This window comes from Winogradskyella sp. 266wxhm (assembly GCF_058964685.1).
Genome location: NZ_CM179559.1, coordinates 1,074,551 through 1,101,477, shown reverse-complemented (window position 1 = coordinate 1,101,477; position 26,927 = coordinate 1,074,551). Strand labels below are relative to the sequence as shown.

General features: G+C 33.8%; 23 protein-coding genes and 1 riboswitch. Of the genes, 11 read left to right on the top strand and 12 right to left on the bottom strand.

Features of this window, described 5'->3' with window-relative positions; translation table 11 throughout:
- Positions 1-122 precede the first annotated feature (122 nt).
- The 3 genes from AC2H4K_RS04995 to AC2H4K_RS04985 all read left to right on the top strand — a co-directional run bounded on the left by AC2H4K_RS04995 (position 123) and on the right by AC2H4K_RS04985 (position 2,746).
- Positions 123-1,280 carry a DegT/DnrJ/EryC1/StrS family aminotransferase gene (locus tag AC2H4K_RS04995; RefSeq protein WP_281138685.1) on the top strand — a complete coding sequence of 386 codons (1,158 nt, stop codon included), beginning with the start codon at positions 123-125 and terminating at the stop codon, positions 1,278-1,280.
- The gene (galE, locus tag AC2H4K_RS04990; protein ID WP_281138800.1) at positions 1,281-2,303 is read left to right on the top strand and encodes a UDP-glucose 4-epimerase GalE; all 1,023 of its coding nucleotides are present in this window, start codon (positions 1,281-1,283) and stop codon (positions 2,301-2,303) included. It abuts the gene before it with no gap.
- Between the two features lie 251 nt (positions 2,304-2,554).
- Positions 2,555-2,746: a hypothetical protein gene (locus tag AC2H4K_RS04985; protein ID WP_281138684.1), complete on the top strand. Its 192-nt coding sequence runs from the start codon at positions 2,555-2,557 to the stop codon at positions 2,744-2,746.
- Positions 2,747-2,748: 2 nt separating this feature from the next.
- On the opposite strand, the gene lspA is transcribed toward AC2H4K_RS04985, so the two are convergent.
- The 3 genes from lspA to AC2H4K_RS04970 are packed head-to-tail and all read right to left on the bottom strand — an operon-like array spanning position 2,749 to position 5,125.
- Positions 2,749-3,246 (bottom strand): signal peptidase II, encoded by a 498-nt coding sequence (gene lspA, locus AC2H4K_RS04980; RefSeq protein WP_281138683.1) that lies wholly within the window; start codon positions 3,244-3,246, stop codon positions 2,749-2,751.
- 16 nt (positions 3,247-3,262) lie between these two features.
- On the bottom strand, positions 3,263-4,156 hold the full coding sequence (gene fabD, locus AC2H4K_RS04975; protein WP_281138682.1) for an ACP S-malonyltransferase: 894 nt from the start codon (positions 4,154-4,156) through the stop codon (positions 3,263-3,265).
- A 36-nt stretch (positions 4,157-4,192) separates the two neighbouring features.
- Complete coding sequence (locus AC2H4K_RS04970; protein ID WP_281138681.1) at positions 4,193-5,125, bottom strand: dihydrofolate reductase; 933 nt, start codon at positions 5,123-5,125, stop codon at positions 4,193-4,195.
- A 286-nt stretch (positions 5,126-5,411) separates the two neighbouring features.
- Between AC2H4K_RS04970 and AC2H4K_RS04965 the strand changes: the two genes are divergently transcribed.
- Positions 5,412-5,708 (top strand): isoamylase early set domain-containing protein, encoded by a 297-nt coding sequence (locus AC2H4K_RS04965; protein ID WP_281138680.1) that lies wholly within the window; start codon positions 5,412-5,414, stop codon positions 5,706-5,708.
- Positions 5,709-5,763: 55 nt separating this feature from the next.
- Here AC2H4K_RS04965 and AC2H4K_RS04960 read toward each other — a convergent pair whose 3' ends face one another.
- From AC2H4K_RS04960 to AC2H4K_RS04940, 5 genes are all read right to left on the bottom strand, one after another.
- Positions 5,764-6,588, bottom strand: coding sequence for a thymidylate synthase (locus AC2H4K_RS04960; RefSeq protein ID WP_281138679.1), 825 nt, complete (start codon positions 6,586-6,588; stop codon positions 5,764-5,766).
- A gap of 222 nt (positions 6,589-6,810) precedes the next feature.
- On the bottom strand, positions 6,811-8,487 hold the full coding sequence (locus AC2H4K_RS04955; RefSeq protein ID WP_281138678.1) for a NupC/NupG family nucleoside CNT transporter: 1,677 nt from the start codon (positions 8,485-8,487) through the stop codon (positions 6,811-6,813).
- Positions 8,488-8,504: 17 nt separating this feature from the next.
- Positions 8,505-9,119, bottom strand: coding sequence for a bifunctional nuclease family protein (locus AC2H4K_RS04950; RefSeq protein WP_281138677.1), 615 nt, complete (start codon positions 9,117-9,119; stop codon positions 8,505-8,507).
- Positions 9,120-9,268: 149 nt separating this feature from the next.
- Positions 9,269-10,231: an electron transfer flavoprotein subunit alpha/FixB family protein gene (locus AC2H4K_RS04945; protein ID WP_281138676.1), complete on the bottom strand. Its 963-nt coding sequence runs from the start codon at positions 10,229-10,231 to the stop codon at positions 9,269-9,271.
- Positions 10,232-10,323: 92 nt separating this feature from the next.
- Entirely contained in the window at positions 10,324-11,070 is a 747-nt protein-coding gene (locus tag AC2H4K_RS04940; RefSeq protein WP_281138675.1) for an electron transfer flavoprotein subunit beta/FixA family protein, read from the bottom strand.
- Positions 11,071-11,355: 285 nt separating this feature from the next.
- Between AC2H4K_RS04940 and AC2H4K_RS04935 the strand changes: the two genes are divergently transcribed.
- Positions 11,356-12,333: a pyruvate dehydrogenase complex E1 component subunit beta gene (locus tag AC2H4K_RS04935; protein WP_281138674.1), complete on the top strand. Its 978-nt coding sequence runs from the start codon at positions 11,356-11,358 to the stop codon at positions 12,331-12,333.
- A 90-nt stretch (positions 12,334-12,423) separates the two neighbouring features.
- On the top strand, positions 12,424-14,934 hold the full coding sequence (locus AC2H4K_RS04930) for a DUF5686 and carboxypeptidase-like regulatory domain-containing protein (RefSeq protein WP_493742936.1): 2,511 nt from the start codon (positions 12,424-12,426) through the stop codon (positions 14,932-14,934).
- Between the two features lie 10 nt (positions 14,935-14,944).
- Here AC2H4K_RS04930 and AC2H4K_RS04925 read toward each other — a convergent pair whose 3' ends face one another.
- The 4 genes from AC2H4K_RS04925 to AC2H4K_RS04910 all read right to left on the bottom strand — a co-directional run bounded on the left by AC2H4K_RS04925 (position 14,945) and on the right by AC2H4K_RS04910 (position 19,782).
- Positions 14,945-15,418 (bottom strand): nucleoside deaminase, encoded by a 474-nt coding sequence (locus AC2H4K_RS04925; protein WP_281138672.1) that lies wholly within the window; start codon positions 15,416-15,418, stop codon positions 14,945-14,947.
- Positions 15,419-15,500: 82 nt separating this feature from the next.
- On the bottom strand, positions 15,501-16,511 hold the full coding sequence (locus AC2H4K_RS04920) for an alpha/beta fold hydrolase (protein ID WP_281138671.1): 1,011 nt from the start codon (positions 16,509-16,511) through the stop codon (positions 15,501-15,503).
- Between the two features lie 77 nt (positions 16,512-16,588).
- Positions 16,589-17,887 carry an O-acetylhomoserine aminocarboxypropyltransferase/cysteine synthase family protein gene (locus AC2H4K_RS04915; protein ID WP_281138670.1) on the bottom strand — a complete coding sequence of 433 codons (1,299 nt, stop codon included), beginning with the start codon at positions 17,885-17,887 and terminating at the stop codon, positions 16,589-16,591.
- Positions 17,888-18,008: 121 nt separating this feature from the next.
- Positions 18,009-18,133, bottom strand: a riboswitch (SAM riboswitch).
- A gap of 101 nt (positions 18,134-18,234) precedes the next feature.
- Complete coding sequence (locus AC2H4K_RS04910; RefSeq protein WP_281138799.1) at positions 18,235-19,782, bottom strand: hypothetical protein; 1,548 nt, start codon at positions 19,780-19,782, stop codon at positions 18,235-18,237.
- 146 nt (positions 19,783-19,928) lie between these two features.
- On the opposite strand from AC2H4K_RS04910, the gene AC2H4K_RS04905 reads away from it, so the two are divergent.
- The 5 genes from AC2H4K_RS04905 to AC2H4K_RS04885 all read left to right on the top strand — a co-directional run bounded on the left by AC2H4K_RS04905 (position 19,929) and on the right by AC2H4K_RS04885 (position 26,891).
- Positions 19,929-21,104, top strand: coding sequence for a 2-isopropylmalate synthase (locus AC2H4K_RS04905; protein ID WP_281138669.1), 1,176 nt, complete (start codon positions 19,929-19,931; stop codon positions 21,102-21,104).
- Positions 21,105-22,511, top strand: a complete 1,407-nt coding sequence (leuC, locus tag AC2H4K_RS04900; RefSeq protein ID WP_281138668.1) for a 3-isopropylmalate dehydratase large subunit — start codon at positions 21,105-21,107, stop codon at positions 22,509-22,511. It abuts the gene before it with no gap.
- A gap of 77 nt (positions 22,512-22,588) precedes the next feature.
- Complete coding sequence (gene leuD, locus AC2H4K_RS04895) at positions 22,589-23,179, top strand: 3-isopropylmalate dehydratase small subunit (RefSeq protein ID WP_281138667.1); 591 nt, start codon at positions 22,589-22,591, stop codon at positions 23,177-23,179.
- A gap of 8 nt (positions 23,180-23,187) precedes the next feature.
- Entirely contained in the window at positions 23,188-24,306 is a 1,119-nt protein-coding gene (gene leuB, locus AC2H4K_RS04890) for a 3-isopropylmalate dehydrogenase (protein WP_281138666.1), read from the top strand.
- Positions 24,307-24,311: 5 nt separating this feature from the next.
- Entirely contained in the window at positions 24,312-26,891 is a 2,580-nt protein-coding gene (locus tag AC2H4K_RS04885) for a phosphoenolpyruvate carboxylase (RefSeq protein ID WP_281138665.1), read from the top strand.
- Positions 26,892-26,927 lie beyond the last annotated feature (36 nt).

Here is a 26,927-nt window from a genome sequence, read left to right as displayed (position 1 = left end):
TAAGATTTGTGCTAAAATACATTTCTTTACACAAAAATGCATTGGCTTAGCGGTTACAATTTCGTATTTTCGCTTAGTACAATATTATTATCGTACGGTTATTAAAATATTGAGATTCAGAAATGAAAAAAATTCAAATGGTTGACTTACAAAGTCAATATGCAAAGATAAAAGATGTTGTAGATCCTTCTATTCAAGAAGTAATGGAAAGTGCAGCATTTATAAACGGACCAAAGGTTCATCAATTTCAAAAAAACTTAGAAGATTACCTTGGTGTAAAACATGTTATACCTTGTGCTAACGGTACTGATGCTCTACAAATAGCTATGATGGGTTTGGGTTTAAAGCCAGGCGATGAGGTTATTACTGCAGATTTTACTTTTGCAGCGACTGTAGAGGTTATTGCTTTATTGCAATTAACTCCAGTATTGGTTGATGTTGATCCAGTATCATTTAACATAGATGTTGAAGCTATCAAAAAAGCGATTACTCCAAAAACAAAAGCTATTGTACCAGTACATTTATTTGGTTTGGCTGCTGAAATGGATGCCATTATGGAGATTGCAAATGAGCATAATTTATATGTCATTGAAGATAATGCACAAGGAATAGGTGCAAATTATTTGCATAAAGATGGCACCAAAACAAAAACAGGAGCTATTGGTCACGTAGCATCAACATCATTTTTTCCATCAAAGAATTTAGGTTGCTATGGAGATGGTGGAGCTATTTTTACAAATGATGATGATTTAGCACATACTATTAGAGGTATTGTAAATCATGGTATGTACGAAAGATATCACCATGATGTGGTTGGTGTCAACTCTAGACTAGATTCTATACAAGCAGCCGTTTTAGATGCTAAACTACCGCATTTAGATAGTTATAACGAAGCAAGGAGAAATTCAGCAAGAAAGTATACGGAAGCGTTTAAAAATCATCCAAAAATCACAACACCATCAGGAAGAACATGCTGCAATGGTATTTGTGATACTTGTGACTGTCATGTATTCCATCAATACACCTTAAACTTAGAAGGTGTTGATAGAGATGCTCTAGTAAAGCATTTACAAGAAAATAATATTCCTTGTGGAGTATATTATCCAATACCATTACATAAGCAAAAAGCATATGAAGATGAGCGTTATAATGAAGAAGATTTTAAAGTAACGAATGCTTTGGTGAAGTCTGTAATTTCATTGCCAATGCATACCGAATTAGATGATGAACAGATAGAATTCATAACAACAACAGTTTTAAACTTTATAAACGAAAACTAAATCATGAAAATACTTGTAACAGGAGGCTTAGGTTTTATTGGATCTCATACAGTTGTGGAACTGCAAAATGAAGGTTTTGAAGTTATTATTATTGATAACCTAAGTAATTCTTCAATTGAAGTATTAGATGGTATTACGGCTATTACAGGCGTAAAACCTCTTTTTGAAAAATTAGACCTTAGAGTTAAGCCTGATGTTACTCGATTTTTTGAAACTCATAATGATATAGCTGGTGTTATTCATTTTGCAGCCAACAAAGCAGTTGGTGAGAGTGTTAAGGAGCCTTTGATGTATTACGAGAATAATATAGGAACACTAGTTTACATACTACAAGAGCTTTCTAAACTTGATAAACAAAATTTTATTTTTAGTTCATCTTGTACAGTTTACGGTCAGGCAGATGAATTACCAATCACAGAAAATGCTCCGGTAAAACCAGCAGAATCTCCTTACGGTAACACAAAGCAAATAGGCGAAGAAATTATTAGAGATACTTGTAAGGTGAATTCTAATTTAAAGAGTATAGCCTTAAGGTATTTTAATCCTATTGGAGCACACCCTTCTGCAGAAATAGGTGAGTTGCCAATAGGTGTACCTCAAAATTTAGTACCATTTATTACGCAAACGGCTATAGGTATGCGAGAGCAATTATCAGTTTTTGGTGGTGATTATCCAACACCAGACGGAACTTGTATTAGAGATTATATCCATGTAGTAGATTTAGCAAAAGCTCATGTCGTTGCTTTACAGCGTTTGTTAGAAGAAAAAAATCTTTCAAACTATGAAGTATTTAATTTAGGTACAGGAAAGGGAAGTTCTGTACTAGAAGCTATTCAGTCTTTTGATAAGGTTTCTGGTGAAAAATTAAAATACCAAATTGTAGATAGGAGGGAAGGTGATGTTGTTGCAGCTTATGCAGAAACTTCTAAAGCTAATGACGTTTTAGGTTGGAAAACTGAATTGACCCTAGACGACGCGATGGCTTCAGCATGGAAATGGGAAAAAAAGATTAGAAGTAAATAATTGTATAATTACATTTTAAACCTTTTATAAAGAAAAAAAACAGGTGTTTTCAATAGAAAAACCTGTTTTTTTCTTTTTATGCAAATAAGCTATTTTTAATCATTGAATCTTTTCTTTGTGTATTTCTCAATGAAATTTGTGTCTGATTTTCAATATGATAATCTCAGTAAGACTTAACTAGGGTTTAACATTTATTTCTTGGGATTGGTCATAACTCTTTGTTTTTTTGTAGTTAATGATAATTGAATACCATGAAATTGATAAGCATTAAAAGAGAGACTAAAGTAGAAGGTCGATTCACCAAAAAAATGGGTGTTTTACAAACAAAAGTTACTTATATCAAAAAGCAATTTTTAAGTATACCTTACAAAACACTTCATAAATACCGCGAAACCTATTACGGAGAAGTAAAAGACTGTGAAGATTGTCAATTAGCGAGATAAACTTATTCTGCTAATTCTTTCTTTTTCTTTTTACTGAAAACACCACTGAATAGCAACATAATCATTCCAGTAGTAACGGAAAGGTCTGCAACGTTAAAAATTCCTGTTTTAAATACACCGCCAAGGTTTATAAAGAAGAAATCGGTGACTTCGCCACGTACAATTCTATCAAAAACATTGGCTATACCTCCTCCAATAATACAGCAAAAAGCAATAAGACTTAAGCGGTCTAAATTTTTGTTTTTTATAATATAGTAAATTACATAACCTAAGACCAAGGCTGGTAAAACGAGTAAAAAAATCATTTTTAAGCTTTCGTTCATGTCACTTCCCATTCCTAGAAAAGCTCCTTTATTTTCTACATATTGTAGTATAAACTTATCACCAATAATGGGTTTTATCTCTCTATAATCAAAATTTGCACGAACTATTATTTTCGATATTTGATCTATCGCAATATTGAATGCAATAAGTAATGCAATGAAGATATTTCTTTTCAAAATAGTAGGTTAAAAGTTATGCATTAGTTTCAAAAGTAGCTGATGTAGTTTCAGCTTCTCTGTTGATCTTCTTTACTAACCCTTGTAAAACCTTACCAGGACCAACTTCAGTAAAATGGTTAGCTCCATCAGCAATCATCTGTTGTACAGACTGTGTCCATCTTACAGGTGCAGTTAATTGTGAAATTAGATTTGCTTTTATTTCATTTTCATCTGTAATAGCAGAAGCTGTTACATTCTGATAAATAGGACAGTTAGGTTTGCTAAAAGTTGTATTTTCAATTGCAGCAGCTAATTCTTCACGAGCAGGTTCCATCATTGGCGAGTGAAAAGCACCACCAACAGGTAACACCAATGCACGTCTGGCTCCTTCTTCTTTTAAAGCTTCACATGCTTTATTTACGGCTTCAACTTCACCAGAGATTACCAATTGCCCTGGGCAATTATAATTTGCGGCAACAACAACACCTTCAGTTGTGGCGCATATTTTTTCTACAACATCGTCATCTAATCCTAAAACAGCGGCCATAGTACTTGGTTGTAACTCACAAGCTTTTTGCATTGCTTGCGCACGTTGAGAAACCAATTTAAGTCCATCTTCAAAAGTTAAAGCGCCAGCGGCAACTAATGCAGAAAACTCTCCAAGTGAATGGCCTGCTACCATATCTGGTTTAAAATCTTCACCCAAGGTTTTTGCTAAAATAACAGAGTGTAAAAATATAGCTGGCTGTGTTACTTTAGTTTGCTTTAGGTCTTCAGCAGAACCTTCAAACATAATATCTGTAATAGAGAAGCCAAGAATATCATTAGCTTTTTCAAACAATTCTTGAGCTAAAGGTGAGTTTTCGTATAGGTCTAAACCCATTCCTGTAAATTGTGCTCCTTGACCTGGAAATATATATGCGTTCATTTGTTTTAGTATTTAGTGCTGCAAAAATAGGAATATTTATTCTTTTACATAAGTGATAAACGAAAAGGCATACTTATGTTTATCATCTGCTTGATGTGTGGTATTATTGATTTCTTTCCACTTAGATTCATCAATCTCAGGAAAGAAAGTATCCGCTTCAGGGAAAGTGGAATGTACACGCGTAATTTCTAGCTTATCAGCTAGCATTAGTGCTTGTTTGTATATTTCGCCACCACCAATAATAAATGGTTGTTTATCATTTCTTGAAGCATCGAGAGCATCTTCCATATTATGTACTACAATAACGCCATCAGGCACTTCATAGTCGGCTTGTCTTGTGATAACAATATGAGTTCTATTTGGTAAAGGTTTAGGGAAGCTTTCAAATGTTTTGCGACCCATTATAATGTGGTGACCGTTGGTTAGGGCTTTAAAACGTTTAAGATCATCACTCAAATGCCAAATTAAATCATTGTCCTTACCAATGGCATTATCTTCGCCAGCAGCAACGATAATCGTTAATTCACGGGAGTTTTTTTTTTCGTCATTGCCTTGCTCATTTTTAGCTTCATTATAAGCTTGGGTTTGAGCAATTTTATTTTCTTCTTTTAAGAAATTCTTTTTCAGTTTTTCAATACGTTCTTGTTGTTGATTTACCAGTTTGTCCAGCTGTTGTTTTTCCCAATCCTTACCCATGAATTTGTGAGTAATAAAAACCGAAACAAAGTGGTACACAAATAGAAATAGCCAAGCTAAAATGGCAAATACAAACCAATCAACACCAGCAATAGTAAAGTTCTTGCCAATGCCTAAAGCTATGTTTGCTAAAATGATAAATACCGAACCAATTAAAAAGACTACAAAATGAATGTATAAACGCTTTTTTTGTTTGATACGTTTTTGCGCATTTTCTATAAGCTCTAATTGGTCTTTATCTATAGTTGAGGTCTGTTTTTTCTTTCCGAACATATGTTGTTATTTATAAAGTAAAGATACCCAAATTTTAATGAAATTTTAGTGGTAGATAACGAAGTCTTTTGAGTTTGTATTACGAAAACGATATCATTGAAAATCAAGTGTTAACAATAAATATGTTGGTTATTGAAACAATAAAATATAAGAATGTTTTTTATGTACTTAAATAAAATGATACTTTAAATTTAAGAAATTGATAATTCTTTAATTTTTAAGCTTTTAATCGATTTGCTTAGGTGTTTTCTTTTATACATTTGTTACGTTAATTAAATCTATTATTATGGCGATTAAAAAGCAGTATCTAAAAAGTAAGCCAGTTTGTAAGGTAACGTTTTCTGTGCCTGCAGAGGAGGCAAAAAGTGTAGCAGTTGTTGGAAGCTTTAACGAGTGGAATACTGAAGCTAATGAACTAAAGAAATTAAAGAACGGTACTTTTAAAGGTACTGTAGACTTAGAAAGCGATAGCTCTTATGAGTTTAGATATATTGTTGATGGATCTTACATCAATGATGAGCAAGCAGATGCTTATGCATGGAACGATTATGCATCAGCTGAAAATGGAGTATTGAATCTGTAGAAATATTTATTTTATAAAATTGAAAAGGCGCTTTCTTCTGAAAACGCCTTTTTTATTATACAGCAACAACTCCTTTAATGTGTGGATGTGGATTATAGTTTTCTAAAGTAAAATCTTCAAATTTAAAATCGAAAATATCTTTCACTTCAGGATTCAGAATCATTTTAGGTAAAGGTCTCGGATCACGAGAAAGTTGTAATTCTAATTGTTCTAGATGGTTATTGTAAATATGTGCATCTCCAAAAGTGTGAATAAAATCACCTGGTTGATAGCCACAAACTTGAGCCATCATCATAGTGAATAGTGCATAAGACGCAATATTAAAAGGTACTCCCAAAAATATATCAGCACTACGTTGATATAATTGACAAGACAATTTTCCGTTAGCTACATAAAACTGAAAAAAGGCATGGCATGGTGGTAAAGCTGCTTTACCATTGGCTACATTTTCAGAAAAAGAAACTGAAGTATCTGGTAAAACCGAAGGGTTCCATGCAGAAACCAACATTCGTCTACTATTAGGATTATTCTTTAAAGTATCAATAACTTCCTTAATCTGATCTATATCTTCACTATTCCAATTGCGCCACTGATGGCCATAAACAGGTCCTAAATCGCCATTTTCATCAGCCCATTCATTCCAAATACGAACACCGTTTTCAGTTAAATAGTTAATATTGGTATCCCCTTTTAGAAACCACAAAAGTTCATAAATAATAGATTTTAGGTGTAATTTTTTTGTAGTTACCATTGGGAAACCTTCACTCAAATCAAATCGCATTTGGTAACCAAAAACACTTTTAGTGCCAGTGCCAGTTCTATCTCCTTTTTCGTTTCCGTTCTCTAAAACGTGTTTTACTAAGTCGTGGTATTGTTTCATAATATTTCCCACGAAAGTGGGAATCTAATTTAATTAAACTTTTGGTTTAAAGTCATAGATTTTTATAGATACACTTCGACTGCGCTCAGTGTGACCTCTCTATATGAGAAACGAAAATAAAAAAAAGCTTCAAAATCATAGACTTAAAGCTTTATTATAATATTAAAAGTTATTAACGAGTTTCTAGAATAAGACGATTCCTTTTGGTGAATTAAAAGGTTCTTAACCAATTATCATTCCTGCAATAGTAGCAGAGATTAAAGAAGCAATGGTTCCGCCTATTAGTGCTTTCATACCAAATTTTGATAGTTGTTTGCGCTGGCCTGGTGCCAAAGATCCAATTCCACCTATTTGAATACCAATTGAAGCAAAATTTGCAAATCCACATAGCATATATGTTGCCATAATTATAGATTTCTCATAAGTGAGATGTGTTGCATTAGATACATTTTTTAAATCCGCTAATTGTATGTAGCCTACAAATTCACTTGCAGCAAGTTTTATACCTAATAACTGCCCCATCATCATCATGTCTTCTTTAGCAACACCAATAAGCCACATTAAAGGGGCGAAAACGGTTCCTAAAATAGCTTCAAGAGAAAATTCAGGGTAAGGTGTGTTGGCCGCCATCCAACTATTTAAGGTTGTTACGTCACCTACCCAACCCAAAATGCCGTTTATCATAGCAATGAAAGCTACAAAAACTAAAAGCATAGCTCCAACATTTACAGCAAGTCTTAACCCTTCGGTAGTACCGTTGGCAATGGCATCTAATATATTAGCTCCAATTTTTTCTTGAGAGACTCTAACATCGGTATAAATATTTTCGGTTTGAGGGAATAATATTTTTGATATCACAATAGCACCAGGGGCAGCCATAACAGAAGCTGCTAGTAAATGTTTTGCATACATTAATCTTAATGCTGGGTCATCACCACCTAGAAATCCTATATAAGCTGCAAGTACAGCACCAGCAACAGTTGCCATGCCACCAATCATTACTAGCAGGATTTCAGATTTGTTCATTTTTTCCAAATACGCCTTGATGAGAAGTGGAGCTTCTGTTTGTCCTAAGAAAATATTACCTGCAACACTCAAACTTTCTGCACCAGATATTTTAAGGAGTTTTGTTAGCAGCCAACCAAAAGCTTTAACCACTTTTTGGATAATGCCTAAGTAAAATAATACAGAGGTTAGTGCAGAAAAGAATAAAATGGTTGGTAGCACTTGGAATGCAAAGATAAACCCGAAAGTATCCATATCAACAACTAATCCTTCAAAGAGAAATTTACTTCCTGCTCTTGTGAAATCTAGAACGCTTACAAATAAACTTCCAACCCATTCAAAAGCTATTTTTACAAAGCCTACTTTAAGAACACCAATAGCTATAAGAATCTGGAAAGCTAGACCGATACCGACAGTTTTCCAATTGATGGCTTTTCTGTTACTACTAAATAAAAAAGCAATGATTATCAGTACAACCATTCCTAAAACACCTCGCCAAATGCTATCTAAGGAAACACCTTGACTGGGAATAATAGTATTGGTGTCAGGTTTATTTGTTATAGTTGAAACATCTTCTTTGTGTGAGATTAGATCAAAATTCATGCTTTCTCCAGAGAAAACAAGCGTAGAATCTGTTAGTTCGGTGATTTTATAGCGCTCAATAGATTGAATAGAGTCGTTATGATAAAGTACCAATAATTTGTTTTGGTACATATAGTCACCATTAAGGTTTTCTGAAGAATTTGAAGAGAATTCAAATTCACCATCCTGAAAATTCAGCGTATGAAACTCACTGTCTGATGATTTTGAAACCCATTTTTTTTCAAGTTCTTGTGCTGTGATTGATGAAAGTCCAATAAAAATAGCAAGAAGGGCCTTGAAAAAGTATTTCATGAAAATGTAAGTGTTAGTTAGCGTTTAGATATTTCGTCTCTAATTTTAGCAGCTTTTTCGTAGTCTTCGTTATTTACTGCTTCATCGAGTAAGGCATTTAGTTCTTCTAAAGATTTGTCTTTGTAGCCTTCCTTTTCAAAAGTTGCAGATTCTATTTCTTCTGCAATTACGTCGTCTACTAAGATGCTATCTTGTTCTTCATCCTCTTTTTTTGGATTCACTTTAAGATAGATGCCTGCCTTATCCAAAATGTTTTTATAGGTAAAAATCGGTGCTTGAAAACGAAGTGCTAAAGCAATGGCATCGCTTGTTCTGGCATCGATAATTTCTTCAATTTTGTCGCGCTCACAAATCAAGCTAGAGTAAAATACTCCATCTACAAGTTTATGAATGATAACTTGCTTGACAACAATATCGAATCTATCTGCAAAATTTTTGAATAAATCGTGTGTAAGTGGCCTTGGAGGTCGAATTTCCTTTTCTAAAGCAATAGCTATAGATTGTGCTTCAAAGGCACCTATAACGATTGGTAGTTTTCGATCTCCTTCATATTCATTGAGGATTAAAGCATATGCGCCATTTTGAGTTTGGCTGTAAGAAATCCCCTTTATATTTAAACGAACTAAGCTCATAATTATAAAACACAAAGAACTGTTTAAATTTGGACTTTACCAACTGCAATTTACAGATTTGGTTAATTTTCTCATAGTTTCGATGAAACGTAACGGATATGAGAATTTCTAAATTTAAACAGTCCTTATCTTACTACAAGGTAATAAAATTATGCGTTTTGAGCCTTAAAAGCTTTCAATTTTTCTGTTAATTTAGGTACAACTTCAAAAGCATCACCCACAACTCCATAGTCTGCTGCCTTGAAGAAAGGAGCCTCAGGATCTGTATTGATAACTACTTTTACCTTAGAAGCGTTGATACCTGCTAAGTGCTGAATTGCACCAGAAATACCAATAGCAATATATAAGTTTGAAGCTACAGGCTTACCTGTTTGTCCAACGTGCTCGCTATGTGGTCTCCAGCCTAAATCTGAAACAGGCTTAGAACAAGCTGTAGCAGCACCAAGTGTTTCGGCTAATTCTTCTACCATTCCCCAATTTTCAGGGCCTTTTAGACCTCTACCACCAGAAACAACAATTTCAGCATCTGCAATACTTACTTTGTCAGTAGCTTTGTCAACTGATTCTACATTTACACCAGATTCTGGTAATGAAGGTGAAAACTCTTCTGTGGAAGCACTAGTATCATTTTCAACTACACCAAATGAATTATTGGATAAACCAACAACTTTTACATCAGTGTTTATTTCGGTATTAGCAAACGCTTTATTAGTGAAAACAGAACTCTTTACTGTAAAAGGTGAAACGTTTGAAGGCGCTTCAACAACATTAGATACATAACCTGCATCTAGGTTTACGGCTAAAAGAGGTGCTAAATATTTACTATTAGCACTAGAGCTTACTACAACAACTTTAGAGCCTTCTTGTTTAGCAGCTTGCTCAATAACTGAAGCGTAAGTTTTTGCATTAAATCTATCTAAACTATCAGCTTTTACTGAAAGTACTTTTGAAGCACCATACTTACCTAAAGTATCAGGTTGATCTGCATTAACAGCTACAGCGGTAACGGTACTACCCATTTTATCAGCAATAGCTTTGGCATAAGAGACAACCTCGAATGCTACTTTTTTAAATTTTCCTTTTTCGGATTCTGTATATACTAAAACGGACATATGTTTTTTATTTTTCTTATCCCGAAGTTAAGCGTTCAGGATGTCATTAATGATTTTTTTAAATGAAACTAAATTGTAACAACTGTTAAGTACTAAATAACTTTAGCTTCGTTATGAAGTAAGTTTACTAACTCATCTAAATTGTCAGCATCAACTAATTTCACAGCTCCTTTTGGCGCTGGTTTTTCAAAACTTACTGCATTTGTTTCAGCATTCGCATCAACAGGTTCAGCAACAGTTAAAGGTTTTTTACGCGCCATCATAATGCCACGCATGTTAGGAATTCTAAGATCACTTTCTTCAACAATACCTTTTTGTCCTCCAACCACTAACGGAAGAGATGTACTTACAGTTTCTTTTCCTCCATCAATTTCTCTTACAGCTTTTGCAGAAGTACCATCGACTTCTAAGCTAATACAGTTGTTTACAAAGTTAGCACCTACCATAGCTGCGATCATACCTGGCACCATTCCTCCGTTATAATCAATAGATTCTCTACCAGCAATAACTAAATCGTAACCACCATCTTTTACAACCTTAGCAAGTTGTTTAGCGACAGAAAAACCATCTGTAGCAGGAGTGTTAACTCTAATGGCAGTGTCTGCACCAATGGCTAAGGCTTTTCTTAAGGTAGGTTCTGTTTCTGGTCCACCGACGTTTACAACATCTACGCTAGCACCTTGTTTTTCTTTAAACCACATGGCACGCGTTAGACCGAACTCATCATTAGGATTAATTACAAATTGAACACCGTTAGTGTCAAACTTAGTGTCACCTTCCGTAAAGTTGATTTTTGAGGTTGTATCAGGAACATGACTAATACATACTAATATCTTCATAAAAAATTATTTATTTAAAGGTCTTTATTTATATGGTCACGAAGATAAATATATAATTTGAATTTTTACTATGCATGCATAGTAAATTTATGGTTTTTTCACAAAACTTAACATTTGAATGTTAAATTTTCAGTTTTAAAAGCAATAATTGAGAATTTGATTGATTGATTTTGATTGGGTGGAAGTGCTAAAAGTTTTATTGTGTCTAGGTAATTTTATCCGCTTTATTATTATAAAATTAAACTGAATTATTCCTATTTTTGCTATTCGAATAAAATTATAATAATGAAGACAATTCAATTTAGAGAAGCTATAGCTGAAGCCATGAGCGAAGAAATGAGAAGAGACGAAAGTATCTATCTTATGGGCGAAGAAGTAGCTGAATATAATGGAGCTTACAAAGCTTCAAAAGGTATGTTAGATGAGTTTGGGCCAAAACGTGTAATAGACACACCAATTGCAGAGTTAGGTTTTGCTGGTGTTGCTATAGGTTCTACAATGACAGGAAACCGTCCGATTGTAGAATATATGACATTTAACTTTTCTTTGGTTGGAATTGATCAGATTATAAATAATGCGGCTAAGATTAGACAAATGTCTGGTGGGCAGTTCAAGTGTCCAATCGTATTTAGAGGACCAACAGCTTCGGCTGGTCAGCTAGCTGCAACGCACTCTCAAGCTTTTGAAAGCTGGTTTGCAAATACTCCAGGATTAAAAGTTGTTGTGCCATCTAATCCTTATGATGCTAAAGGGCTTTTAAAATCTGCAATCCGTGATGACGATCCAGTAATTTTTATGGAGTCTGAGCAAATGTATGGTGATAAAGGTGAGGTGCCAGAAGGAGAATATACTATTCCATTAGGTGTCGCTGACATTAAAAGAGAAGGTACAGATGTTACTGTAGTTTCTTTTGGTAAAATCATTAAGGAAGCATACAAAGCTGCAGAAGAATTAGAGAAAGAAGGTATTTCAATTGAAATTATAGATTTACGTACTGTACGACCAATGGATAGAAAAGCTATCTTAGAATCTGTAAAGAAAACAAATAGATTGGTAGTTTTAGAAGAAGCTTGGCCTTTTGGAAACGTTGCTACTGAGATTACATATTTGGTACAATCTGAAGCTTTTGATTACTTGGATGCTCCTGTAGTAAAAATAAATACAGCAGATACGCCTGCGCCATATTCACCAGTTCTTCTTGAAGAGTGGTTGCCTAATAGCAATGATGTGGTAAAAGCAGTTAAAAAAGTAATGTACAAATAAATAAATCGCGGTTTTCTGCGTTTAATAAACTTCATTAGTGACCCTCATGCTAAAGTTTGCACGGTTGTTGATGAAGTTTTTTATTTTAATATGAAGATAAAACTACTTATCACTCTTTTAGGCCTCAGTTTTTTTTCTGCTATAGCACAGACTAAAGTCAGCGGTTATGTTTTTGATGAAAGCAATCAGCCTATTGCTTTTGCAAATGTACTTTTCAAAGGTTCTACAACAGGTACAATCACAAATGAAGAAGGTAGGTTTTATCTAGAATCTGATGAAAATTGGGAAACACTTATTGTATCTTTTCTAGGTTTCGAAATGCAAGAATATCCTTTAACTAAACGCGTTAATTACGATCTTAAGTTTACGCTAAAAGAAGAAGCCTCTTCTTTAAATGAAGTTGTAATTGTTACAGGAAAGCAGTCAAAAAAGGCTTCAGAAAACCCAGCGATTAGAATTCTCAAAAAAATTTGGGAACGTAAGCGACAAAATGGTCTTAGCCAATTTAAGCAATACCAATACGACCAGTACGAAAAAGTAGAATTTGATCTCAATACCATTGACAGTGCTTTAATTAAAAGTAAACTTTTTAAAGGCATGGAGTTTGTTTTTGAGGAGGTAGATACTTCAAACGTTACAGGAAAAACCTACTTGCCTATTTTCTTAAATGAATCTGTAAAGAAAGTTTATGGAGACAATATTATCAACAAAAAGCGTGAAGATCTTGTAGGTAATAAAAATTCAGGATTTAGTAATAATCAAATCATTATTGATTTTATTGAAGATTTATATTCAGATTTTAATGTTTACGATAACTACTTAAAGTTTTTCGATAAGAGTTTTGTAAGTCCTTTGAGCCGTACAGGAATTCAAACCTACAATTATGTGCTATCCGATAGCGCTTATATTGATAACAAATGGTGCTACAATATTATCTATTATCCAAGACGAAAAAATGAACTCACTTTTAAAGGTGATTTTTGGGTTAATGATTCTACTTATGCCATAAAAGAAATTAACCTACAAGCTTCAAAAAGTGCCAATATAAACTGGGTTAAAGAAATTTATATAGAGCAAGAATTTGAAGTGCTCAATGATTCTTTATTTCTGATAAAACGCGATTACTTCTTGTCTGATTTTGCTCTGAATAAAAAGGAAAAATCAAGAGGTGTTTACGGAAAGCGAACTACGTTGTACGATAATTATAAATTCAATGAGTCAAAGGATAGAGACTTTTATGACAAAGAGGTTTATAATTATGATGAAGACGTTTATAACAGAGAAGATGATTTTTGGGAAGAGAATAGGTTAGAGGCTTTAAATAAAGATGAAAAAGGTGTGTATAAAATGTTGGACACACTTAAAACAGTTAAAAAATTTAAGCGTCTCTATAATTTAGGAAGTGTTTTAGCTTCTGGCTACATAGAATTTCCGAGTATAAATTTCGATTATGGGCCAATCTTTTCAACTTTTGGTTATAATGAAGTTGAAGGTTTACGACTTAGAACAGGAGGAAGAACTTATTTTGGACCAAATGATTTATGGAGATTAGAAGGCTTTTTGGCTTATGGCTTTAGAGATGATAAATTTAAATACGGTATTTCAGGAAAGTGGTTGTTAGATAAAAAGAGTCGTTTAACCATTTTTGGTGGTAATCGTAGAGATATTGAACAAATAGGGGCAAGTCTTACCAGCTCTACAGATGTTTTAGGTAGAAGTTTGGCATCCTCATCGGTTATAACAACGGGAACCAATGATAAGCTTACCAACATTAATCTAGTCAATTTAGGGCTGTCTATTGAGCCACTCAGAAATTTTGAAATGCGACTCGATGGTAGTTTTAGAACTTTGAGTTCGGCATCTCCAACTTTTAGTTTAGATTATAACGATCCTGAGTCACCAACAGGAGTTTCTTCAGAAGTTGAGCAGTTTGAAACACGTTTTTCTTTAGCCTATTTCCCTAAGCGACAAATGACAGGTTATGGAGTGGAGCGTAAAGAGCGAAACGATGATTACGCTAGACTGTTTGCTCAGATCAGTCGAGGTGATAGAGATTGGTTAAGTAGTGATTTTGACTATACAAAGCTTCAGTTTTCTTATATACAACCATGGCAAGTAGGTGGCTTTGGTAGATTAACAACATCTATTGAAGCAGGAAAAACTTTTGGTGAAGTGCCTTTATCGTTACTAAATGTGGTACCTGGTAACCAAACCTATTTTTCTATATATAATACGTTTTCTCAGTTAGATTTTTACGAGTTTGTAACAGATACTTATACCTCAATGCATATAGAACATAATTTCAACGGACGTATTTTTTCAAGAATACCTTTTTTGAAGAAATACAACTTGAGAGCTATTATGAGCTTGCGCGGTGTTTGGGGTGAATTATCAGATGAAAATATAGCTTTGAACACTACAGGAAATCCAGTTGAAATTCCTTTAATGGCACCAGATAAGGATATTTATTATGAGTACAGTTTTGGTGTGGCAAACATTTTTAAAATCCTTCGAATAGATTTTAATTTTAGAGGAAATTATCTTGATAATCCCGACGCCAGAAGATTTGGTGTTACCGGTAGTTTTGGTTTCTACTTTTAAGATAAATCCATCAATATTCTGTTTTGTCTTCTTTTTTTGCCCATTCTTTAAATGGTTGGATAGCTATATCTCTTGCTAGTTGAATAAATGGAATACTTCTTTTTTCGTAAGGAAGAGGAATTTCTTTGTAAATAAACGCGTCATCAAAACCAATATTGGCAGCATCTACCTGATTACTTCCGTAATAAACCTTGTCTGGTCTGGCCCAATAAATAGCGCCTAAACACATTGGGCAAGGTTCACACGATGTATAAATTTCGCAACCTTCAAGCTGAAAAGAATCAAGATTTTTACAAGCATCTCTTATTGCGGTAACTTCAGCATGAGCAGTTGGGTCATTAGTTGAGGTAACTTTGTTGTTGCCGCGACCTACAATTTTCCCGTCTTTAACAATAACGCAACCAAAAGGGCCGCCTTCATTATTATTCATACCTTTTAAAGCAGTGTTAACTGCTTCTTGCATAAAATATGCTTTCTTATCCATATACTTATTTATTTAAGACAAAAGTATAATAAGCAGTTAGAAATCGCTACAATAAGTAAAACATTAGTTAGGTGAAATGTGCTTAAGCCACAAATTGTCTTAATGTATTGCTGATGGTGTTTACTTTAGGTTTGAAAATTGGTTTTAAAAAACGCGAAAGTTGGTCAAATTCAATTAAAAAAGCATCATGCCCATGAATAGATTTAATTTCACTGATATAAACATTATCCTTAATGCTTTTTAATTCCACGTAGGAATTCCAATTTTCCTCAGGTTTAAAAAATAAATCAGAATTTATGGTAACAATATGTATGTTGGACGAAATTTTTGAAGCAACATCTAAAAAGTTATCTCTTCCTTCTGTAATATCAATAGTTTTCAATATTTGGTTCATCATCTTGTAAGCAGAAAGGTGAAAGCGATTATTTAAATTATCACCATGGTAGTTGAGCCAAGATTCTATATTGTATAAACCAGATTCAGTTTTTGTTCTGTTGAATTTATCCTTCAAGGAATCAGGTGTACGATACAGTGTCATAGCATGCATCCTAGCATCTGATAGCGGTTGACTAGAATGATTGAGAATAGCATCTTGAATATGGCAATTAGCAATAAGCCAATCTGTAGATTTCCAATCTGTAGCAATAGGAATAATGTTTTCTGCTAAATTTGGTTTTAACGCAGCTAACTCCCAAGCAATGCCACCTCCTACGGAGCCTCCAATGATAGCAAAAAGCTTGTCGATACCTAATTTTTGTAATCCAATTGCAAATAACTGAGCAATATCTCTAGCTGTAAAGTCTTTGTAGTTATCTAAAAGATGTTCTCCTATGTTCTCAAACCCATTACCTGGAATATTAAAGGCTAATATGCAATAGGTGTCTGTGTCTATACACTTGTTTTTTCCAATTAAATCATTCCACCAACCTTTCTCTCCAATAACATTTGAATTTCCAGTAAGTGCATGGTTAATCATTATGATTGGTGCTTCATTTAAGTTTTTTCCAAAGGTTTGGTAAGACAAATTAATACTCGTGGTTTTACCTGTAGATGTGGTGTATTTAGGAATGTTTATGTAATGTAAATTTTCCATTTCTATTTTTAATAGGTTAAACAGATGTCTTGCTAAGACAAGACATCTGTTTTCTAATAAACAACACTAATTAAAGACTAATTTTGAAGCGACTTTTTCTTAATAACAACAGAAAAAGCTTCTTTTAAATCGGCTTTTAAATCATCAATGTTTTCTAAACCAACAGATAGTCGTATTAAGTCTTTAGTAACTCCTGTAGCTTCTTGAGCTTTGTCACTCAGTTGTTGATGAGTTGTACTTGCAGGGTGTATAATTAAAGATTTTGTATCACCAATGTTGGCAAGTAAGGAGAATAGTTTTGTGGTGTCTGCAATAGTTTTTGCAGATTCGTAGCCTCCATCTACACCAAAGGTTACAATACCGCTTTGTCCTTTTGGTAGATATTTATCAGCAAGTTTTTTGTATTTGCTTGTTGCTAATCCAGGATAATTCACCCAATTTACTTCAGGTTGTTCTTGTAGCCATTTCGCTAATTCCAAAGCATTTTGACTGTGCTTTTTTATACGCAATTCTAAGGTTTCTAGTCCTTGAATAATTTGAAAAGCATTAAAAGGGCTTAATGTTCCACCATAATCTCTTAGGCCTTCTACTCTAATTTTGGCAATAAATGCAGCAGCTCCTAGAGCTTCGCTATATACCAAACCATGATATCCTGGTGACGGTTCTGTAAATTCAGGAAATTTACCGTTTGTCCAATCAAAAGTACCAGCATCAATAATAATTCCACCAAGAGATGTACCATTACCATTGATGTACTTTGTTAGAGAGTGAATAACAATATTGGCACCATATTCAATAGGGTTCAGTAAATAAGGAGTGGCCACTGTATTGTCAACAATCAAAGGAACCTTATGAGCTTTAGCTTCTTTAGAAATCGCTTCAAGATCTAAAACATCGAGCTTAGGGTTTCCTAAAGACTCAATAAAGAATGCTCTTGTATTTTCTTGCGCTGCTTTTTGAAAGTTTTCAGGGTCAGAAGGATCTACAAAAGTTGTTGTAATTCCATGTCTTGGAAGGGTTACACTCAATAAATTATAAGTGCCACCATATAAACTACTCGATGCAACAATATGGTCTCCTGCTCTTAATAAGGTTAGTAACGTTGTTGAAATTGCAGCTGTACCAGATGCTGTTGCTACAGCGCCAATACCACCTTCAAGGTCTGCTAGACGTTGCTCTAAGATGTCGTTTGTAGGGTTGTTTAATCTTGTGTAGATAAATCCTGGGACAGAAAGGTTGAAACGCCCTGCAGCATCATCGGCATCATTAAATACGTATGATGTGGTTTGGTAAATAGGAACTGCTCTGGTTCCGCCATTTTTACTAACATCGTGTCCTGTGTGCAACGCTTTTGTTGCGAATTTTTGTGTACTCATTTTTCTAAGTTTTTGAGTTAATAAATAAATTAAACCAAAAGCCAAATAAGCTTCGATTGAAGCGTACTTAATAGAAAAATGTTAAAAAGAAAATGCTAATTACAGATGAGTGATTAGTCTTGAGTTATCTATCTAAATTGTTCGATAAATGAATCGAAAATAAAGTAGAATTTAGCACCTTCTCAGTAAGTCTAAGGGTTGCTAAGGTTTCAACGGGTCTATTCCCTCCACCTTTCTTGATAACATTTCAGTAAGTTTTGAACTTTGTGAGTACAAATATTGCAATACAAAAAATTAAAATCCAAATATTTTAGTGATTTTATATATTTTTTATGAGAATTTTAAGCTCAAGGCGCGTATCTAGTCAAGTATTTTTGGTTTATAATGTCGCTAACAGGTTTGTTTTCAATTTTACTTTCAAGCCAAGAAATAATGTCTAAATACAGAAATGCTCGTCTCTCGTAAGGATGATCTTCGTAAGTTTTTAGAGTGATTAATAATTCTTTGAAAGCATCCTTTAAATCATGAGGATAAATGTGTTGTAAATTCTTGATGAACTTTATCATTTCCTTTTGTACCTCGTGCAAATCATTCATTTTTATTAAGAATTTATAGGTGCTTCTTAATAGAGTTTCTAAGTGATAATCAAGTCCAGCCTCATAATGTGCCACCAAGTTTAAAACTCTTGAGAAACAAAGTAAATCCTCTCTCATAGAAAGTGATTTATTCGAAATGATTTTATCTAAATATCTAATACATTCTTTGTTGTTTCCTGCTCCAAAATGTAAACTAGCAAACTTGTAGTAGAAAATCATTTTATGATGTGCATCTATTTTATCTTTAAAGGTTTCTAGTTCTTTTTCTATCTTAGGAATTAGCTCTAAACCTTCTTCAAAACTACCATCAATAAAATGAGCATTTATGTTATGAAAGTTGGTGTAAAGAAAAACTAGTGATGCTACATTTTCATCCTTAGGAAATTTAGGGTGATTTACTGTGGTTTTAAATTCTTCTAACTTCTGAAGGAATTTAGGCTTATTTCTAATGTAGAATATAGCTTCTAAAAGATAATTATTACCCTTTAAAAAGAAAACTGGATTCAGGTGAATCATGCCTGTATTTTGATAAAATAAGTCCACCCATTTCGAAGCATATTTGTAACAACTCAAAAAGTCTTGCATTAAAAAACTATACCATAATTGCGCTTTGTAATACCACAATTTTTCTCTAAAGCCTACTTTATTGAAATTAAATTTAGGAAGCCTGTCATTAAAATATTTAGTTACTTTTTGGCTTTCTTCTTCATTCTTAACGTAACCAGTTTTTAGTATAGTACTGTAAAGTTGAAGTGATAAATTAGATAGTTTGCTGGCAATAACATTCTGGGCACTTAGGCTTTTGGCTTGCAATGCAAGTTCATCTGCTCTGTTACTAATGCTGCGTGTGATGTATTGTGACTCAATTATTTTTTCGAGCTCAACAATTTCAAAAGCAAGATTCTTTTCTTCATTAGTAATAGCAAGCTCTTTAGCTTTATCTAAAATTTTTAAACTTTGTTTGTATAAGCCTTTGTGGTATAAAATTGATGCAAAATCTAGCTGTTCTCTAATTTGCGAACGTATGTTTTGATGCGATGGGCTCAATTTTAAGCTGATTAAAATCTGTTTGTATAAATGCGCCTTTACATTGGCAAGTTGCTGCTTTTTTACAATGCCGCTTTTTACTATTGCAGCTTCATTATAACTAGAAGCTTTATCCAAAAAATTAAAAAGATTTAAAAATTTAGAATCCGAGTTTACGTCAAGTCTACCAACGTATAGCTTAAACTGACGTTTTTCTGATTTGGTGAGTGACTTCACAAGAGCGAATAAATTGTCTTTTTGGTCTTTAGTTATCAATTAAAAATCGAGTTATTAAATTGTAAATCAGTTAATTAATATTCGTTTTGGACTTTGGGCATCGTAAACTAGAGCGAAGACTTAGAGCCAAACTATTTTCAAAGTATAAATTCGTAAGACAATACTAAAATATATTTTAATAAATGTCAAATAACCATATTCAAATATTTGATACAACTTTGAGGGATGGTGAGCAGGTTCCTGGCTGTAAATTAAACACAGAACAGAAAGTTGTTATTGCAGAACAACTAGACCTTCTTGGAGTAGATGTTATTGAAGCAGGTTTCCCAGTGTCTAGTCCAGGCGACTTTAAATCTGTGGAAGCAATTTCGCAAATTGTAAAAAATGCAACAGTATGCGGATTAACTAGGTCTGTAGAAAATGATATAAAAGTAGCGGCAGAAGCGTTGAAATATGCTGTGAAACCTAGGATACATACAGGAATTGGAACTTCAGATTCTCATATCATTCACAAATTTAAATCTAATAAAGAAGATATAATTGAGAGAGCTTACAAAGCTGTAAAGTATGCAAAGTCTTTTGTTGAAGATGTAGAGTTTTATGCTGAAGATGCTGGTAGAACAGATAACGAATACTTAGCTAGAGTGTGCGAAGCAGCTATAAAGGCTGGTGCTACAGTCTTGAATATTCCTGATACAACAGGATATTGTTTGCCAAGCGAGTACGGAGCGAAAATCAAATACTTAAAAGAAAACGTAAAAGGAATAGAAAATGCTATACTGTCTTGTCATTGTCATAATGATTTAGGGTTGGCTACAGCAAATTCTATAGAAGGTGTAATTAATGGTGCTAGACAAATAGAATGTACTATTAATGGTATTGGTGAGCGTGCAGGAAATACTGCTTTAGAAGAAGTGGTGATGGTACTGAAGCAACATCCATACTTAAATTTAGATACTAATATCAACACATCAATGCTGTATGGTATGAGTCAATTAGTGAGTGATAGTATGGGTATTTATACACAGCCAAACAAGGCTATTGTTGGTGCTAATGCGTTTGCTCATAGTTCAGGAATCCACCAAGATGGTGTTATAAAAAACAGAGAAACTTACGAAATTATAGATCCAAAAGATGTTGGTGTTACCGAATCTGCAATTGTGTTAACAGCAAGAAGCGGTAGAGCAGCATTAGCTTACAGAGCTAAGAATGTAGGTTATGAATTAACCAAGCTTCAGTTAGATGAAGTGTATGCTAATTTCTTGGATTTTGCAGATAAAAAGAAAGAGATTGATGATAATGATATCCATCAAATTATTGAAACGAGTTCAGTCTATAAACAAATAATTTCAGCTTAAATGTCAAAAAAAACATTATTCGATAAAGTCTGGGATGCGCATGTGGTCAGTAGTGTAGAAAACGGTCCACAAATATTGTATATAGACAAACACTTAATTCACGAAGTTACAAGTCCGCAAGCTTTCAAAGAACTGGAAGATCGCGGAATTCCTATTTTTAGACCAGATCAAATTGTAGCTACGGCAGATCATAACACGCCTACCTTAAATCAAGATAAACCAGTAAAAGATGCGTTATCTAGACAACAGTTAGAGCAACTTTCAGAGAATTGTAAGAAAAACGATATTACCTTATACGAGTTAGGACACAAGTATAATGGCATTGTTCATGTAATGGCTCCAGAGTTAGGAATCACACAACCAGGTATGACTATGGTCTGTGGCGATAGCCATACATCAACACATGGTGCATTCGGAGCCATTGCTTTTGGAATTGGTACAAGTCAGGTAGCCCAAGTTTTTGCAAGTCAATGTTTGTTATTGACTAAGCCAAAAAGTCTTAGGGTTAGTGTAAATGGAAAACTAAAAAAAGGCGTTTTACCTAAAGATGTTATCCTGTATATCATTTCAAAATTAGGTACAAATTCTGGTACAGGATATTTCTGTGAATACGCGGGAAATGTCTTTGAAGAAATGAGTATGGAAGGTCGAATGACCGTTTGTAACATGAGTATAGAAATGGGTGCGCGTGGTGGAATGATTGCTCCTGACGAAACAACTTTTGAATATATAAAAGGACGAGAATTTGCTCCTAAGGGTGAAGATTTTGAAAAGCAAGTAGCGTATTGGAAATCTTTACCAACCGATGAAGGAGCGACGTTCGATAAAGAATATTCTTTTGATGCTGAGGACATAGAGCCAATGATTACTTATGGAACTAATCCAGGCATGGGTATAAAGATTACTTCTAATATTCCTAAAGAAGAAAATGCCTCGTTTAAAAAATCTTTGGCATATATGGATTTTGAAGCTGGTGAAAGTCTAATCAATAAACCAATTAACTACGTGTTTATAGGTAGTTGTACCAATTCAAGAATTGAGGATTTTAGAGTGGCTGCTTCTTTCATTAAAGGAAAACAAAAAGCGGATAATGTTACGGCTTGGTTAGTGCCAGGAAGTAAACAAGTAGAAGCTCAAATTATTGAAGAAGGATTAAAAACTATTTTTGAAGATGCAGGTTTTGAACTTCGTCAGCCAGGTTGTTCAGCTTGTTTAGCGATGAATGAAGATAAAATTCCACAAGGAGAATATTGTGTGTCAACATCCAATAGAAATTTTGAAGGACGACAAGGACAGGGTTCTAGAACTATTCTAGCTAGTCCATTGGTTGCTGCGGCAACTGCTGTTGCTGGAAAAATAGTGGATGTCACACAAGAAATAGAGGAAATGGAAGCTGTAGGTATTTAACTTACGGCTTTTAAGTTTAAGACCCTTTTCATTACACATTATAAAATTTAAAATAGTCCTAATCTTAGGAAATAAATATGGAAAAGTTTACAACATTAAAATCATCTGCCATTCCTCTAAATATTGAGAATGTAGATACAGATCAAATCATACCTGCGCGTTTTTTAAAAGCCACGGACAGAGAAGGTTTTGGTGATAATGTATTTAGGGATTGGAGATATAACAAAGATGGTTCTTTAAATGAAGACTTCGTTTTAAATGATTCAAAATACTCAGGAAGTATTCTGGTAGCTGGAGATAATTTTGGTTGTGGTTCTAGTAGAGAGCACGCAGCTTGGGCAATAACAAACTATGGATTTAAAGTCGTGGTTTCAAGTTTTTTTGCTGATATATTCAAAGGAAATGCTCTTAATAATGGCTTGTTGCCAGTTCAGGTTTCTGAAGAATTTTTAAATCAATTATTCAGTCAGATTGAAAAAGAACCAACAACAACTATAGAAGTTAATCTAGAAGATCAAACCATTTCTGTGTTAGGTTCTGATTTGTCAGAAACATTTGAGATTGATGCTTACAAGAAAACATGTTTAATAAACGGGTACGACGATATCGATTACCTTGTTAATAGTAAAGAATTAATAGAAGCTTTTGAAGCACAAAAAACATACTAATTACACTAATGAATTTAAATATAGCAGTTTTACCAGGTGACGGAATTGGTCCAGAGGTTACAAGTCAGGCAATTAAAGTTTTAAAAGCAATTGCGACAGAGTTCGATCATAATTTTAAGTTTACTAATGCAGATGTTGGTGCTATTGCCATTGATAAGTATAATGATCCTCTTCCAGAGGAAACGCTAGATGTTTGTATGTCTACTGATGCTATTTTGTTCGGTGCTATTGGTGATCCTAAATACGATAATGATCCAACTGCAAAAGTACGTCCAGAACAAGGCTTGTTGAAATTGAGAAAAGAATTGGGCTTGTTCGCAAATATTAGACCTGTAAAAGCATATGAAACCTTACTGGAAAAATCTCCTCTAAAAAGAAATATCATTGAAGGAACCGATATTAGCATTTATAGAGAACTTACAGGAGGTATTTATTTTGGTGAAAAACATTTGAGTGAAGACGGTAATGTAGCTTCAGATTTATGTGAATATTCACGAGAAGAAATAGAGCGTATAGCACATTTAGCATTTAAAGCAGCTCAATCTAGAAATTATAAAGTCACCTTAGTAGATAAAGCTAATGTTTTAGAAAGTTCAAGGCTGTGGCGAAAAGTTGTGGGCGAAGTAGCTGAACAGTATAAAGACGTGACTTTAGATTTTTTATTTGTAGATAATGCTGCGATGCAAATGATCCTAAACCCAAAACAGTTTGATGTTGTTTTAACGGAAAATATGTTTGGAGATATTATTAGTGATGAAGCTAGTGTTATTGGTGGATCTATTGGGTTATTGGCATCAGCTTCTGTTGGAGAAAAGTATGCAATGTTCGAGCCAATTCATGGTTCTTTTCCTCAGGCAAAAGGTAGAGGAATAGCAAATCCTATAGCGTCAATTTTATCGGCTGCAATGCTTTTAGAGCATTTTAATTTGCATAATGAAGCAGAATTGGTGAACTTAGCAGTAGAAAAATCGCTGAAATTACATATCAGTACTCCTGATGTCAACGAAAAGCACGACAATATCACCACAAATAAAGTTGGTGATTTCATACAGGATTTTATTCATAATCCTAATGACACGAATTTAAATTTTACAAATATCCATTTAGGACAATCTACAATCATATAAATTAGATGCCCACACAACCAAAACTTACTCGATTTAATCAAAATGTATTAGCCAAATATCAGATATATAACAGTATCTTTATGACGTTGCCCTTTGATAGTGTAACTAAAACAGGGGCTTTATTGCCTTTGTTTCATGAAACTTGTCATAAGGGATTTGCCAATCAGGAAGATCCAACTACGATAGTCAATACATTCTTCAAAAAATATCAGGCAAGGAGGTCAGAGGAAAGTCAAATCAATTTATTATTTCGTTTTATTCAATACATTGAAAGACAAGTAGTGCTTTTCGATGCTATTGAAGATGCTGCATTTCCGGTAGTGAACAATATGGATGGTATTGGTACGCTTAGGAGTTTGAAAGAATCTGTTATAGCGAATGATAAATTAGGAACGCTTCAAAAATATCTGGAAGAATTTAAAGTTAGAATTGTGCTTACTGCACATCCAACTCAATTTTATCCAGGTGCTGTTTTGGGTATTATTACCGATTTAACTGAAGCTATCCGAGAAAATGATTTGTTAAGAATTAATGATTTGTTGGCTCAGTTGGGTAAAACACCATTTTTTAAACATAAAAAACCAACACCTTATGATGAGGCTGTAAGTTTAATTTGGTATTTAGAAAATGTGTTCTATAAGTCCTTTGGAACGATTTACGATTACATTCAGCAGAATATTTTCGATGGAAAACAGATTGATAATGATATTATAAATATTGGCTTTTGGCCAGGTGGTGACAGAGATGGAAATCCTTTTGTAACTCCTGAGATTACTTTGAATGTAGCAATGAGACTTCGAGAAACGGTAATCAAAAATTATTACCGTGATGTACGTCGTCTGAAACGTAAACTTACATTTTCTGGTGTCGAAGATAAGATTGGATATTTAGAAAATGAGCTCTATAAATTATTTACCAGAAATGAATCTAGCTTAACGCTAAATGAGTTTAGGGAAATAATGGAGGGAGTACGAGATACGGTTAAAGAAAAGCACCAGTCGCTTTACTTAGCAGAGGTGAATAGTTTGTTGAATAAGATTCATCTTTTTGGATTTCATTTTGCCAATTTAGATATCCGTCAAGATAGTCGTAAGCATCACCAGTTTTTTACAGATATGGTAGATGCCTTAATTGATAGTGGAAGTAATATTTTTCCAAAAAATTATCATGACTTATCTGAAAAAGAACAAGTCGCTATTTTATCAAAAGTACAAGGTGAGGTGGATTTGTCGTTAATTAATGATGAAGAAACCCTAAAAGCTTTGGAAACCATGAAGGTTATCAAAACCATTCAAGACGAGAATGGTGAAAAAGCGGCTAATCGCTATATTATTAGTAACAACCAAACAACGCTAAATGTTATGCAGTTGTTTGCAATGTTGAAGTTGGTTGCCTTTCAAGATGAGCTTACGGTAGATATAGGACCTTTGTTTGAAACAATAACCGATTTGGAAAATGCTCCTAAAGTGATGGAGGAGTTGTATACAAATCCAGAATATGCAAAGCATTTAAAATCTAGAGGAAATAAGCAGACTATTATGCTTGGTTTTAGTGATGGAACCAAAGATGGTGGTTATTTAATGGCTAATTGGGCTATCTATAAAGCCAAGGAGGCTTTAACTGCTGTTTCTAGAAAATACGATATTAAGGTAATTTTCTTTGATGGTAGAGGTGGTCCGCCAGCAAGAGGAGGTGGAAAAACACACAACTTCTATGCGTCTTTAGGGCCAACGATAGAAGATGAAGAGGTGCAGTTAACTATACAAGGTCAGACAATTAGTTCTAATTTTGGAACATTAGAGTCGTCTCAATACAATCTTGAACAGCTTATAAGTTCTGGTATTTATAATAGTATCAGTGATAAAGATTTGAGTATGACTCAAGAAAACAGAGATGTAATGACAGATCTGGCAGAAAGAAGTTATAAGGTGTATTCAGATTTTAAAGCGCATCCTAAGTTTATTCCTTATTTGGAATTTATGAGTACGCTAAAATATTATGCTAAAACTAACATTGGAAGTCGTCCTTCAAAAAGAGGGAAATCTGAAGGTTTAGTGTTCGAAGATTTGAGAGCTATACCTTTTGTGGGATCTTGGAGTCAGTTAAAACAAAATGTGCCAGGTTTCTTTGGTGTAGGAACAGCATTAAAGCATTATGAAGATTCTGGTGAGTTTGATAAGGTTAAAACCCTGTATAAGACTTCTGATTTCTTTAAAACTCTTATTGAAAACAGTATGATGTCCTTGTCAAAATCGTTCTTTGATTTAACAAGATATATGTCTGAAGATCCTCAGTATGGTGAGTTTTGGAATATCATTTACAACGAATACGAAACTACAAAACGACTAATACTTAAACTTACTGGTTACAAAGAATTAATGCAGGAAGAGCCATCGGGTAAAGCTTCGATAGCGGTAAGAGAATCCATTGTGTTGCCTTTGTTGACAATTCAACAATATGCATTGAAAAAAATTCAGGAGTTAGAAAAAGCTGAGGTTAAGGATGAAGAACGATTAAAGATTTTTGAAAAAATGGTAACTAGATCATTGTTTGGAAATATTAATGCTAGTCGTAATTCAGCATAAAAAAAACTAAATCGAATTTTGATATAATAAAAAAAC